The sequence below is a fragment of the Quadrisphaera sp. INWT6 genome, assembly GCF_015390235.1.
Taxonomy (GTDB): Bacteria; Actinomycetota; Actinomycetes; order Actinomycetales; family Quadrisphaeraceae; genus Quadrisphaera.
Map to the genome: position 1 here is coordinate 186286 of NZ_VUOH01000006.1, position 12488 is coordinate 198773.

The window sequence follows — 12488 nt, forward strand, 5'->3', positions numbered from 1 at the left end:
AGTGGTGGACAGGATGAGCGGGAGCACCGCTGGCCTCCGAGCTGGTGCCGGAGGCACTGGCGCACCCAACTGTCAAGAGTACCTCGGATGAGCGGCGAGCTCTCCAGCGCGGGGTACGGACCCGCGGGCGCGGGCGAGAGCGTGCGCGCCAGCCGCAGCCACTGGGACGGCGCCTCGGCCACCTACCTCGAGGACCACGGCCGAACCCTCGGCACCGACGTGCTCGTGTGGGGGCCCGAGGGCCTGACCGAGGACGACGCCCGGCTGCTCGGCGACCCCGCGGCGCTGGCGGGCGCGGTCGTGGTGGAGGTCGGGTGCGGCGCCGGCCAGGGAGCGCGCTGGGCCACCGCCCGGGGCGCTCGCGCCGTGGGCGTGGACCTGTCGGCGGGGATGCTCGCCCGCAGCCGCGCGCTGGACGCCACCTCCGGGGTGCCCACCCCCGTGCTGCAGGCCGACGCCGGCGCCCTGCCGCTGGCCGACGGCTGCGCCCAGGTGGCCTTCTCCGCCTACGGGGCGCTCCCGTTCACCGCGGACGCCGCCGGGGTCATGGCCGAGGTGCACCGCGTGCTCGCCCCCGGGGGCCGGTGGACCTTCTCGGTCAGCCACCCGGTGCGGTGGGCCTTCCCCGACGACCCCGGCCAGCGCGGCCTGGTGGCCGACAGGTCGTACTTCGACAGGGCTCCCTACGTCGAGCGCGACGACGCCGGCCACCTGCTCTACGCCGAGCACCACCGGACCGCGGGCGACTGGGTGCGGCTGCTGCGCGGAGCCGGCTTCGCCCTGCTCGACCTGGTCGAGCCCGAGTGGACCCGCGACGACCAGCCCACCTGGGGCGGGTGGAGCGCCCTGCGCGGACGCCTGCTGCCGGGGACGGCGGTGTTCGTCTGCGAGCGCGTCAGCGGGTGACGGACCCGGCCGGCGCCGTCAGCGGCGGCGCCGGCCCGGGCGGTCCGAGTCCCGGGACCGCCCGGTCAGCGGGTCAGTGGCCCGCCTCGTGCCAGGAGGCGCCCTGGCCCACCGAGACCTCCAGCGCCACCGACAGCTGCGTGCGCTCCTGGACGACGGGACCCATCTGCTCGCGCAGCAGCGCCTCCACCGTGTCGCGCTCGCCCGCGACGACGTCGACGACGAGCTCGTCGTGGACCTGCAGCAGCAGCCGTGAGCGCAGCCCCTGCTCGCGCAGGGCCCGCTCGACCCCGAGCATCGCGAGCTTGATGACGTCGGCCGCGGAGCCCTGGATGGGGGCGTTGAGCGCCATGCGCTCGGCGATCTCGCGGCGCTGGCGGTTGTCGCTGGTGAGGTCGGGCAGGTAGCGGCGCCGGCCGAGCACCGTCTCGGTGAAGCCCGTGGCGCGCGCCTCCTCGACCACGCCGCGCAGGTAGTCGCGGACGCCGCCGAACCTGGCGAAGTAGTCGTCCATGAGGCCGCGCGCCTCGTCGACGGGCACGGTGAGCTGGCGCGAGAGGCCGAACGCCGACAGGCCGTAGGCCAGGCCGTACGACATGGCCTTGATCTTGGCGCGCATCTCGCTGGTGACGTCGGCGGGCTCGACGCCGAAGACGCGGGCCCCGACGAAGCGGTGCAGGTCCTCCCCGGAGCGGAAGGCCTCGATGAGGCCCTCGTCGCCGGACAGGTGGGCCATGATCCGCATCTCGATCTGGCTGTAGTCGGCGGTGAGCAGCAGCTCGGCGTCGCGGCCCACCACGAACGCCTCGCGGATGCGGCGCCCCTCGGCGGTGCGGATCGGGATGTTCTGCAGGTTCGGGTCGGTGGAGCTCAGGCGCCCCGTGGCCGCGATGGTCTGCTGGAAGGTGGTGTGGATGCGCCCGTCGTCGGCGACCGACTTGAGCAGGCCCTCGACGGTCTGCCGCAGGCGGGAGGCGTCGCGGTGGCGCAGCAGGTGGTCGAGGAAGGGGTGGGGCTGGCGGACGTTGAGGTCGGCCAGGGCCTCGGCGTCGGTGGTGTAGCCGGTCTTGGTGCGCTTCGTCTTCGGCATGCCGAGCTGCTCGAAGAGCACCACCTGCAGCTGCTTGGGCGAGCCCAGGTTGATCTTCTGCCCGCCGATCGCGGCGTACGCCTCCTCCGCGGCGTCGGCGACGACGGCCGCGAACTCGCCCTCGAGGCGCTCCAGGGCCTGGACGTCGACGGCGACGCCGTCGGACTCCATCTGCGCCAGGAGCGGTACCAGCGGCAGCTCGAGGTCGCGCAGGAGCTCCTCGCCGCCGCGCTGGGCCACCTGCTCGGCGAGCACGCCGGACAGCTCCAGGACGGCGGCGGCGCGCACGCACGCCAGCTCGCCCTCGTCGGGCTGGTCGGCCGCGGCGGCGTCGCCGTCGTCGAAGGAGAGATCGAGCTCGCCCTGCTCCTCGGCGGCCGCGGGGGGCGCGTCGGCGCGGAGCTCGCGCTGGAGGAACCTGACGGCCAGGTCGGCGAGGTCGTAGCTGCGCTGGTCGGGCTGGCACAGGTAGGCGGCGAGCGCGGTGTCGGCGGCCAGGCCCCGCAGCGGCAGGCCGCGGGCCTCGAGGCCGTGGAGGGCGGTCTTGGCGTCGTGCAGGACCTTGGGCGCCGCCGGGTCGGCGAGCCACGCCGCCAGCGCGGTCTCGGCGCCGGGCTCGACCTCGCGCAGGTCGACCCAGGCGGCCGCGCCGTCGGCCGAGGCCAGGGCCACGCCCCAGGCGTCGCCGCTGCCGGCGCTCCAGCGCGCCAGCACGCTCACGCCGGTGGGGGTGCCCGCGGGGGCGTGCTCGGCGAGCCACGCCGCGAGCGCGTCACCGGTGGGCCGCTCGGCGGCGACCGCGAAGCCGCCCTGGGACGCCTCGGCCGCGGGGTCGGGGGTGGCGAGGGTGGCGAAGAGCCGCTCGCGCAGCACCCGGAACTCCAAGCCGTCGAAGATGCGGTGCACCTCCTCGCGGTCCCAGGCGCGGACGGCGAGGTCGTCGACGACGACGGGCAGCTCCAGGTCGCGCACCGGGGCGTTGAGGCGCTTGTTGCGCAGCACCTGGTCGAGGTGGTCGCGCAGCGACTGCCCGGCCTTGCCCGTCAGCGCGCCGACGCCGGCGACCAGGCCCTCGAGGTCTCCGTGGGCGGTGAGCCACTTGGCGGCCGTCTTGGGGCCGACGCCGGGGACGCCGGGCAGGTTGTCGCTGGTCTCCCCCACCAGGGCGGCGAGGTCGCCGTAGCGCTCGGGCCGCACCCCGTACTTCTCCTCGACGGCGTCGGGGGTCATCCGCGCCAGGTCGGAGACGCCCTTGCGGGGGTAGAGCACGGTGGTGCCCTCGTCGACCAGCTGGAAGGCGTCGCGGTCACCGGTGACCACGAGCACCTCCAGGCCCTGGGCCCGGGCGGAGCCGGTGAGGGTGGCGATGACGTCGTCGGCCTCGTAGCCCTCCTTGGTCACCACCGTGACGCGCAGCGCCGCGAGGACCTCCTTGACGAGGTCGACCTGGCCCACGAACTCCGACGGGGTGCTGGCGCGCCCCGCCTTGTACTCGGGGTACTCGGCGGTGCGGAAGGTCTGCTTGGAGACGTCGAAGGCCACCGCGAGGTGGGTGGGCGACTCGTCGCGCAGGAGGTTGATGAGCATCGAGGTGAAGCCGTAGACCGCGTTGGTGGTCTGCCCGGTGCTGGTGGAGAAGTTCTCGGCCGGGAGCGCGAAGAACGCCCGGTAGGCCAGGGAGTGGCCGTCGACCAGGAGCAGGCGCGGACGGGCCCCGTCGAGGACCTCGGCGGCGCCCGCGGCGGCGTCGGTGGGGCTGGCCTTCGTGCTGGTCGGGCTCACGTCTGCCAGCCTAGGCGGGGTGGACGACATCGCGGTCGGGGCGGGCGCCCCGGACCACTCGGACGACCCCGTGCTGCGCACCGCCGGCACCCTCATCGAGCGCATGGGCATCGAGCTCGACCTGAGCGACCCCGCGCGGCCGGTCGGCACGATGCCGGTGGCGGGCAACACCCAGCCCTACGGGCTGCTGCACGGCGGCGCGTCGGTGGTGCTCGCGGAGACCCTCGGGTCGGTCGCCGCGGCGCTCGCCGCGGGGCCGGGCCGCGTGGCCGTCGGCGTCGACATCAACGCCACCCACCACCGGGCCGTGCGCGGGGGCGCGGTGACCGGCCGCACCGAGCCGCTGCACGTGGGCCGCACCACCGCCAGCTACGAGGTGGTCATCACCGACGAGACCGGGCGCCGCGTCTGCACGTCGCGCATCACGTGCCAGCTGCGGGACGCACCGCCCCGCTGAGGTCCGCACCGGGCGGTGCGGGAGCGGGGCGCTCGCGCTGGCGGCGCCGGAGCGCGACCACCTGGTCGAGGGCGGCGCGACGGCGCCCCCGCGACCCGGCGGCGGTGGCAGCGGTGGCGGCGAGCCGGGCGCGCAGCACCGCGAGGGGGGCGGCGCGGACGACGACGGGCCGGCCGAACCCGAGCCGGGCGAGGAAGCGCTGCGCCTCGCGGTGGCCCGGGTCTCCCGCGGCGCTCACCTCGTCGACGCCGGCGGCCTCGGCCACGGCGGCCACGGCCCCCAGCAGCGCGTGGCCCACGCCCTGGCGCCGCCAGGCGGGAGCCACCCAGAGCTGGTCGACGTGCAGGACCGGCGCGGGGACGGGCACGACGACCTCGGCGCGGCGCACCACGGCGACGCCCACGGCCTCCTCGCCGCCCTCGCGCGGCACCACGGCCACGTGCACCTCGACGTGGGGGTGGTCGACCAGGGCCTCGAGGCGGAGCCGCGCCGACGCGTCGCGGGCGGTGCGCTGCGCGGGCACGTCGGCGCGCGCGGGCGCCGCGACGGCCGTGTCGCGCACCAGCGCCTCCAGCAGGTGGAGGTCGCCCGCGCCCGCACGACGCACCTCGACCGAACCCCTCGCCACCACGCCTCCCGTGCACCGACCCCGTCGTCCAGCGGCAGAGTAGACCCGCCCCCTGCGAGCGCCCCGAGTGGATCTCCCCACCCCCACCTGCGGGTTCGGCCTCCGCCGCTCCCCGGGTCACGGTCGGGTCACGACTCGCGCCGATCCCCGCCCAGCCACCCCCGGAGCGACCCGCAGGCGGCTCCCACGCGGTTATGCTCCGGCGCCCGGTAGAGGGACTGCGCCCTCCCGCGCGTCCCCTGCAGAAACACCCTGGAGGTCCTCCCGTGCGGAGAGCAGCGACGGCGCTGGTGGCGCTGGTGCTGGCCGTCATGGCGGTGGTGGTCGGCGCGAGCGCCGCGACCGCCGCCACCGAGACGCCCACACCGGCAGCTGCCGGTCAGACGACCGAGACGACGGCGGCCTCCGGCTCCGAGAGCGGTGGTCTCGCGATCACCGCCCGGGTCCGCACCGCCGACGGCGGCGACGTCGAGGGGGCGAGCATCTCCGTCACGCAGGACGGCGCGCAGGTCGCCACCGGCACCACCGACGCGCAGGGCAGCGCCTCGCTCCCCGTCCCCGCCCCCGGCGCGTACGACGTCGAGCTCGACGTCGACTCGCTGCCGGAGTCGGCGCAGGGCCTGGAGCCGCGCTCCCCCACGATCTCGACCACCGTCGAGGAGGGCCGCGACCGCACCGTCGCCTTCCGGCTCTCCGAGGAGGGCGGCGGCTCCAGCGCCGGCGCGGGCGCCGGCGACCAGGTGCTGCAGCGCATCGCGACCGGCCTGCGCTTCGGCCTGGTCATCGCCCTGGGGGCGATCGGCCTCTCGCTGATCTTCGGCACCACCGGCCTGACCAACTTCGCGCACTCCGAGCTCATCACCCTCGGTGCGCTGACGACCTACTTCTACACGGTCATCGCCGGGCTCCCGTTCCTGCTCGCCGCCGCCGCGGGCCTGGTCACGTGCGGGGTCTTCGGCTACCTCAACGACCGCGTGCTCTGGCAGCCGCTGCGCCGCCGCGGCACCGGGCTGATCGCCATGATGATCGTGTCGATCGGCCTGTCGCTCTTCCTGCGCTACCTGTACCTCTACGTCTTCGACGGCGGCGTCCGCACCTTCCCGGGCTACGCCGGGCAGGGCGGCGTCCAGGTCCTCCCGGGCGTGCTGCTGCGCCCCCTCGACCTGTGGACGATGGGCCTGTCCGTCGTCGTGCTGGTGGTCGTGGCGCTCGCGCTGGTCAAGACCCGCCTGGGCAAGGCCACCCGCGCCGTCGCCGACAACCCCGCGCTGGCGTCGGCCTCCGGCATCGACGTCGACAGGGTCATCCGCACCGTCTGGGTGGTGGGCTCCGCGCTCGCCGGCCTCTCCGGCGTCGTCCTCGGCCTCCAGCAGGGCATCAGCTTCCAGATGGGCTTCCAGATCCTGCTGCTCGTCTTCGCGGCCGTCACCCTGGGCGGCCTCGGCACCGCCTTCGGCGCCGTCGTGGGCTCGCTCATCGTCGGGCTCTTCGTCGAGCTGTCGACGCTGCTCATCCCCAGCGAGCTCCAGAACCTCGGGGCGCTGGTCATCCTGATCCTCATCCTGCTCGTGCGGCCCCAGGGCATCCTCGGCCGCGCCCAGCGGATCGGCTGAGAGGCCCCCGTGGACATCTCGATCCTCAACAACGCCCTCGCCGCGGCGATCGGCCTCGACACCGTCATCTACGCCCTCGCCGCGCTGGGGCTGAACATCCAGTTCGGCTACGCCGGGCTGCTCAACTTCGGCCAGGCCGCCTTCGTGGCCATCGGCTCCTACGGCATCGCGACGATCGTCTCGATCGCGGGTCTGCCCTTCGTCGTGGGCATCCTCGTGGGGCTCGCCGGGTCGGTGGTCTTCGCGCTGCTGCTGGGCATCCCCACCCTGAGGCTGCGGGCCGACTACCTCGCCATCGCGACCATCGCGGCCTCCGAGGTGGTGCGCCTGCTGGCGCGCTCGAACAGCCTGGGCGCCTACACCGGCGGGTCCAACGGCCTCTCGGGCTTCGCCGAGGGCTTCTACGACCTCAACCCGTTCCCGCAGGGCACCTACGGCTTCGGCCCGTTCGCGGCCAACGAGCGCAACACCTGGATCCTGCTCGTCGGCTGGCTCCTCGTGGCGCTCGTGGCCCTGGCCACCTGGGCGATCATGCGCAGCCCCTGGGGCCGCGTGCTCAAGGGCATCCGCGAGGACGAGGACGCCGTCCGCGCCCTCGGCAAGAACGTCTACGCCTACAAGATGCAGGCGCTGGTGCTCGGTGGCCTCGTCGGCACCCTCGGCGGGTTCGTCTTCTCCCTGGGCCGCGCCGCGGTGCAGCCCGACAACTACGCCACGGCGTTCACCTTCTTCACCTACACGGTGCTGCTGCTCGGCGGCGCGGCCCGCGTGCTCGGCCCGGTGGTCGGCGCCGCCATCTTCTGGGTGGTCCTGTCGCTCACCGACGGCGTGCTGCGCGGTGCCATCCAGGAGGGCTGGATCCCCGCGGCGCTCATGTCGAGCTCGCAGGTCGGCCAGGTCCGCTTCATGCTGGTCGGGCTCGCGCTCATGCTCTTGATGATCTACAGGCCGCAAGGCATCTTCGGCGACCGGAGGGAGCTGGCTCTCGATGGCCGGTGACACGCACGCCCCTGCTGCGGCAGGAGCGACCCAGCAGACGGGTCAGCAGGGCACCCGAAAGGAGGCCGCGACCCGCGCGCTGGCCGACGTCCCCCGCGTCCCGGGGGCCAAGAAGCCCGACCCGGTGCTCGTCGCCGACGGCGTGGTCCGCCGCTTCGGCGGCCTGACCGCCGTCTCGGTCGACCACGTCGAGATCCAGCGAGGTGCCATCACGGCCCTCATCGGACCCAACGGCGCGGGCAAGACGACGTTCTTCAACCTGCTGACGGGCTTCGACAGGCCCGACGAGGGGAAGTGGTCCTTCGACGGCACCGACCTCGCCCGCGTCCCCGCCCACAAGGTGGCCCGGCGCGGCATGGTCCGCACGTTCCAGCTCACCAAGGCGCTCTCGCGCCTGACCGTGCTGCAGAACATGCTGCTGGGCGCCTCGGGCCAGAAGGGCGAGAGCCTGCTGCGCGCCGCGTTCGCCGGCATCTGGCGCAGCCAGGAGAAGGCCAACACCGAGCGCGCCATGGAGCTGCTCGGCCGCTTCAAGCTCGACAAGAAGGCCGACGACTTCGCCGGCAGCCTCTCCGGCGGCCAGCGCAAGCTCCTCGAGATGGCCCGGGCGCTCATGAGCGACCCGCAGGTGGTCATGCTCGACGAGCCGATGGCCGGCGTGAACCCCGCGCTGACCCAGTCGCTGCTCGGCCACGTCAAGGACCTGCGCGAGCAGGGCATGACCGTGCTGTTCGTGGAGCACGACATGGACATGGTCCGCGACATCTCCGACTGGGTCGTCGTCATGGCCCAGGGGAAGGTCGTGGCCGAGGGCCCACCCGACTCGGTCATGGCCGACCCGGCCGTCATCGAGGCCTACCTCGGCGGGCACCACGACGTCTCCCTGGCCGACGAGGCCGCGGCGGCGGAGCTGGAGAAGGAGATCGAGGCCGAGGTCGAGGCGGAGATCGCTCAGGACGACGCGAAGGACGGGCACGCTCGATGAGCGCTGGGAGCACCACCATCCAGGACCGCTCCGCCCACGTCAGCGCGGCCGACGGCGCGGTGCTGCGGGCCGACGAGCTGGTCGCCGGGTACTTCCCCGGCGTCAACATCCTCAACGGGACCGACCTCTACTGCCACGAGGGCGAGCTGGTCGGCATCATCGGCCCCAACGGCGCCGGCAAGTCGACCTTCCTCAAGGCGCTGTTCGGCCTGGTGAAGATCCGCTCCGGGAGCATCACGCTCAAGGGCGAGGAGATCACCGGCCTGCGCGCCGACAAGCTCGTCCGCCAGGGCGTGGGCTTCGTGCCGCAGAACAACAACGTGTTCCCCTCGCTCAGCATCGAGGAGAACCTGCAGATGGGCTGCTACCAGGACCCCAAGCGGTTCAAGGAGCGCTTCGACGTCGTCACCGACCTGTTCCCCTCCCTCGGCACCCGCCGCGCCCAGCGCGCCGGGTCGCTGTCCGGTGGTGAGCGCCAGATGGTGGCGATGGGCCGCGCCCTGATGATGGACCCGTCCGTGCTGCTGCTCGACGAGCCGTCGGCGGGCCTGTCCCCCGCCATGCAGGACGAGGTCTTCCTGCGCACCCGCCAGATCAACAAGACCGGGACCTCCGTGGTGATGGTCGAGCAGAACGCCGCGCGCTGCCTGCAGATCTGCGACCGCGCGTACGTGCTCGACCAGGGCCGCAACGCCTACACGGGCACCGGCAAGGACCTGGCGACCGACCCCAAGGTGGTCGAGCTCTACCTGGGCACCCTCGCCAAGAACTGACGCGCTCCACGACGCCGAGAGGGCGCCACCCCGGTCGGGGTGGCGCCCTCTCGGCGTCGTGGGCCCAGCGGCGCAGGGCGGCGCTGCGCGGCTGCGGCTGCGGCTGCGGCTGCGCCGGAACAGCAGAGGGCCCCGCCCCCGGAGACCGGGAGCGGGGCCCTCGCGCCAGCGGCGCTCAGCTCAGGACGAGCCTCAGATGGAGCCGGTGACGTAGTCGATGTTCGTGTAGGTGTTGTCGTCGCCGTACTCGTAGATGCCGATCGTGGCCTGGGTCTCGTCGCCCTGGGCGTTGAACTCGATCGGGCCGGAGTAGCCGTCGTAGTCGATGTCGGTGCCGGCGTTCAGCAGGTCCAGGCACTCCTTGTAGGCGGTGCACTTGGTGCCGCCCTCGGAGACGGACTGCATCATCGAGGCGATGCCGGTGCCGCTGTCGTTCTTGGCGGCCTGGGCGGCCAGCGCGACAAGGACGGTCGCGTCGTACGCCTCGGGGGCGTAGCTGAAGTCGGCCAGCTGCGGGTTCAGGGCCAGCAGGCGGTCGCGGAAGTCACCGGTGGTGGCGGCGCCGGGCAGGGTGCCCTTGACGCCCTTCAGCGTGCCGGCGGGGAAGTCGTCGCCGTAGTTCGACAGGTTGCCGTCGACGAAGTAGATCGGCACGTTGGCCGGGCCGATGTTCTGCGTGACCAGCGCCTGGATGATCTGGACGGTCTGCTCGAAGCCGATGACCACGATGGCCTCGGGGTTCTTGGCGGCGACGTCGGAGGCGATCGAGTCGAACGTGGCGGCGTCGGGGTTGAAGACCGAGTTCTGCACGATCTGGCCGCCACCGGCCTCCAGCGCCTGCTGGATGTTGGTCTGCAGGCCCGAGCCGTACGGGTCGTCGAGGGTGATCGTGGCCACGTCGAGGTGGTTGTCGTTCACCAGCAGGTCGCCCATGACGCGGCCCTGGAGCACGTCGGAGGGAGCGGTGCGCCAGTACAGGCCGCGGTCCGCGTAGGTGGTGAAGTCCGGCGAGGTGTTGGCCGGGCTGACCTGGATGACGCCGGCGCCGGTGATGGCGTCGATGACGGTCTTCGACACGCCCGAGGAGGCGGCGCCGATGATCGCGTCGGTGTTGGCGGCCAGCAGGCGGTCGACCGACTGCGAGGCGATGTTGGTGGTGGTGTCGCCGGAGTCGGTCTCGCTGTAGACGACGTCCTTGTTGTTGTAGCCGCCGGCCTCGTTGATCTCGTTGATGGCCAGCTGCACGCCGGCGAACTCCGGCGGGCCGAGGAAGGCGAGGCTGCCGGTCTGGGGCAGCAGGGAGCCGATCGTCAGGGTGCCGTCACCGGGGACGACGGGCGCCTGCTCGGTGCCAGCGGTGCTGGTGGCCGAGGAGGTGGCGCTCGTGGCGGAGGCGGTCGCATCGGCCGCGGGGTCGCTCGAGCCGCCGCAGGCGGTGAGGAAGAGCGAAGCGGAGCCGAGCAGAGCGACCGCAGTCGCGCCGCGCAGGGATCGGATCATGGACGTCCTCTCGGGGGGCGGCGTCCAGGAGCGGCGCCGCTGTCGGTCTCAGGACCGTAAGGGCCCCGGAGCCTCCCGAGGAGGTCACGACCTCGGTTGTTGCGAACCCGTGACCTGCGCGTCTGCACCCGCAGCGGTGCGGGTGCAGACGATCTCGCCGTGGTGGCGCAGCGTCAGCTGGTGACCTGGCTGAGGACGGCGTCGGCCACCTCGCGCATGGTGAGGCGCCGGTCCATCGACGTCTTCTGGATCCAGCGGAACGCCTCGGGCTCGGACAGGCCCATGCGCGTCATCAGGAGGCCCTTGGCGCGCTCCACGCGCTTGCGGGTCTCGAAGCGCTCGGAGAGGTCGGCCACCTCCTCCTCGAGGTCGGCGATCTCCTGGAAGCGGGAGACGGCGATCTCGACCGCGGGCAGCAGGTCGGCGGAGGTGAACGGCTTCACCACGTACGCCATGGCGCCGGCGTCACGGGCCCTGTCGACCAGCTCGCGCTGCGAGAAGGCCGTCAGCAGGACGACGGGCGCGAGGCGCGCCTTGCCGATCCGCTCCGCCGCGCTGATGCCGTCGAGGACGGGCATCTTGACGTCCATCACCACGAGGTCGGGCTGGAGCTCCTCGACGAGGCGCACCGCGCTCTCGCCGTCTCCGGCCTCTCCGACCACGTCGTAGCCGGCCTCGCGGAGGATCTCGACGACGTCGAGGCGGATGATCGCCTCGTCCTCCGCGACGACGACGCGCCGGCGCGGCCCTGCGCCCGGCTCCGCCTGGGTACCCTGCTCAGTCACGACCGGTACTTTAGTCGTGCCGCGGGGTCCGCCCGACAAGGGTGATCCCACATGCAGGCCGGGTTGGTGGAACGGTAGACACCGAGCTCTCAAAATGCTCTGCCCGCAAGGGCGTGCGGGTTCGAATCCCGCACCCGGCACACACCTCGCACGGACCGTCGGTGGACGGGTGTTCGATCACGAGGTGCCCGCCCCCACCCCCTGGCCCGTCGTGCAGGAGGCCGTGCGCCTCCACGGCCTGGGCCTCACCGACGCACAGGTCGCACTGCGGCTCGGCATCTCCACCAACACCGTGGGACGGTGGCGGAGACGCATCCGCGAGGAGCGGCTGCTCGTGGCTCCGGGCCGGAGCGGGTCAGCGCCGCGTCCGCTCTGCGAGGGGGCCCGCTCGACCGGGGCGCCTACGCCCACCTGCTGGGCTGGTACCTCGGTGACGGGCACATCGCCCTGGCCCGCGGCATCCCGCGCCTGCTGGCGATCTTCAACGATGCCAAGTACCCGGACCTCAGCGACGAGGTCGAGGCGGCCATCAGGGCGGTGAAGCCTGGTGCCAGCGTCTGGCGCCGTCTCCGACACGGGTGCTTCGCCATCAGCGCCTCGTGGCACCACTGGCCGTGCCTCTTCCCCCAGCACGGGGAGGGTCGCAAGCACGAGCGGGAGATCGTTCTCGCCCCGTGGCAGCAGGAGATCGTCGACGAGCACCCGGGCCTGCTGCTCCGAGGGCTCTTCCACAGCGACGGTTGCCGGGTGCAGAACTGGGCCACCAGCGCCAGCGGCAAGCGCTACGAGGGCTACCCGCGGTACCTGTTCAGCAACGCCTCGGAGGACATCATCGGCATCTGCTGCTCAGCACTCGACCGGCTCGGCATCCGATGGACGCGCCCGCGCCGCGACATGGTCTCCGTGGCGCGGCGGGATGCGGTAGCCCTCCTGGACGAGCACGTCGGCCCCAAGAGCTGACGCAGGAGGG

At 73.2% G+C, this 12488-nt stretch carries 11 protein-coding genes, 1 tRNA gene and 1 pseudogene; 9 read left to right on the plus strand and 4 right to left on the minus strand.

Features of this window, described 5'->3' with window-relative positions; all coding sequences use genetic code 11:
• The first annotated feature begins 87 nt into the window (after nt 1–87).
• Nucleotides 88–906, plus strand: coding sequence for a class I SAM-dependent methyltransferase (locus tag F1641_RS18265; RefSeq protein ID WP_194907900.1), 819 nt, complete (start codon nt 88–90; stop codon nt 904–906).
• Between the two features lie 73 nt (nt 907–979).
• On the opposite strand, the gene polA is transcribed toward F1641_RS18265, so the two are convergent.
• Nucleotides 980–3808, minus strand: a complete 2829-nt coding sequence (polA, locus tag F1641_RS18270; RefSeq protein WP_194907901.1) for a DNA polymerase I — start codon at nt 3806–3808, stop codon at nt 980–982.
• 73 nt (nt 3809–3881) lie between these two features.
• Here polA and F1641_RS18275 point away from each other — a divergent pair, with 73 nt between their 5' ends.
• Nucleotides 3882–4235: a hotdog fold thioesterase gene (locus F1641_RS18275; RefSeq protein WP_194908185.1), complete on the plus strand. Its 354-nt coding sequence runs from the start codon at nt 3882–3884 to the stop codon at nt 4233–4235.
• Here F1641_RS18275 and F1641_RS18280 read toward each other — a convergent pair.
• Complete coding sequence (locus F1641_RS18280) at nt 4201–4863, minus strand: GNAT family N-acetyltransferase (RefSeq protein ID WP_194907902.1); 663 nt, start codon at nt 4861–4863, stop codon at nt 4201–4203. The two genes, F1641_RS18275 and F1641_RS18280, sit on opposite strands and share 35 nt — an antisense overlap.
• Nucleotides 4864–5129: 266 nt before the next feature.
• Between F1641_RS18280 and F1641_RS18285 the strand changes: the two genes are divergently transcribed.
• Genes F1641_RS18285 through F1641_RS18300 form a run of 4 tightly spaced genes read left to right on the plus strand, consistent with a single transcriptional unit; the run spans nt 5130 to nt 9233 of the window.
• Nucleotides 5130–6476: a branched-chain amino acid ABC transporter permease gene (locus F1641_RS18285; protein WP_206691453.1), complete on the plus strand. Its 1347-nt coding sequence runs from the start codon at nt 5130–5132 to the stop codon at nt 6474–6476.
• A 9-nt stretch (nt 6477–6485) separates the two neighbouring features.
• Nucleotides 6486–7475: a branched-chain amino acid ABC transporter permease gene (locus F1641_RS18290; RefSeq protein ID WP_194907904.1), complete on the plus strand. Its 990-nt coding sequence runs from the start codon at nt 6486–6488 to the stop codon at nt 7473–7475.
• Entirely contained in the window at nt 7465–8460 is a 996-nt protein-coding gene (locus F1641_RS18295; protein ID WP_194907906.1) for an ABC transporter ATP-binding protein, read from the plus strand. Before F1641_RS18290 ends, F1641_RS18295 begins: the two co-directional genes overlap by 11 nt.
• Nucleotides 8457–9233 carry an ABC transporter ATP-binding protein gene (locus tag F1641_RS18300; protein WP_194907908.1) on the plus strand — a complete coding sequence of 259 codons (777 nt, stop codon included), beginning with the start codon at nt 8457–8459 and terminating at the stop codon, nt 9231–9233. The genes F1641_RS18295 and F1641_RS18300 overlap by 4 nt, the downstream gene beginning before the upstream one ends.
• Before the next feature lie 192 nt (nt 9234–9425).
• On the opposite strand, the gene F1641_RS18305 is transcribed toward F1641_RS18300, so the two are convergent.
• Both F1641_RS18305 and F1641_RS18310 read right to left on the minus strand, forming a co-directional pair.
• The gene (locus F1641_RS18305; protein WP_194907909.1) at nt 9426–10733 is read right to left on the minus strand and encodes an ABC transporter substrate-binding protein; all 1308 of its coding nucleotides are present in this window, start codon (nt 10731–10733) and stop codon (nt 9426–9428) included.
• Between the two features lie 173 nt (nt 10734–10906).
• Nucleotides 10907–11518: an ANTAR domain-containing response regulator gene (locus tag F1641_RS18310; protein ID WP_194907911.1), complete on the minus strand. Its 612-nt coding sequence runs from the start codon at nt 11516–11518 to the stop codon at nt 10907–10909.
• A 57-nt stretch (nt 11519–11575) separates the two neighbouring features.
• Between F1641_RS18310 and F1641_RS18315 the strand changes: the two genes are divergently transcribed.
• From F1641_RS18315 to F1641_RS22245, 3 genes and pseudogenes are all read left to right on the plus strand, one after another.
• Nucleotides 11576–11658 (plus strand) — tRNA-Leu (locus F1641_RS18315).
• Nucleotides 11613–11795: pseudogene (locus tag F1641_RS24065) on the plus strand (hypothetical protein); the annotation flags it as partial. The gene F1641_RS18315 and the pseudogene F1641_RS24065, both read left to right, overlap by 46 nt.
• Nucleotides 11796–11818: 23 nt before the next feature.
• Complete coding sequence (locus tag F1641_RS22245; RefSeq protein ID WP_255515053.1) at nt 11819–12478, plus strand: hypothetical protein; 660 nt, start codon at nt 11819–11821, stop codon at nt 12476–12478.
• Nucleotides 12479–12488: the final 10 nt, after the last annotated feature.

Bases quoted from the DNA above. Each gene is read 5' to 3' on its own strand.
- F1641_RS18265 (WP_194907900.1), top strand. From the start codon at position 88: ATGAGCGGCGAGCTCTCCAGCGCGGGGTACGGACCCGCGGGCGCGGGC.
- F1641_RS18295 (WP_194907906.1), top strand. From the start codon at position 7,465: ATGGCCGGTGACACGCACGCCCCTGCTGCGGCAGGAGCGACCCAGCAG.
- F1641_RS18300 (WP_194907908.1), top strand. From the start codon at position 8,457: ATGAGCGCTGGGAGCACCACCATCCAGGACCGCTCCGCCCACGTCAGC.
- F1641_RS18275 (WP_194908185.1), top strand. From the start codon at position 3,882: ATGGGCATCGAGCTCGACCTGAGCGACCCCGCGCGGCCGGTCGGCACG.
- polA (WP_194907901.1), bottom strand. From the start codon at position 3,808: ATGTCGTCCACCCCGCCTAGGCTGGCAGACGTGAGCCCGACCAGCACG.
- F1641_RS18305 (WP_194907909.1), bottom strand. From the start codon at position 10,733: ATGATCCGATCCCTGCGCGGCGCGACTGCGGTCGCTCTGCTCGGCTCC.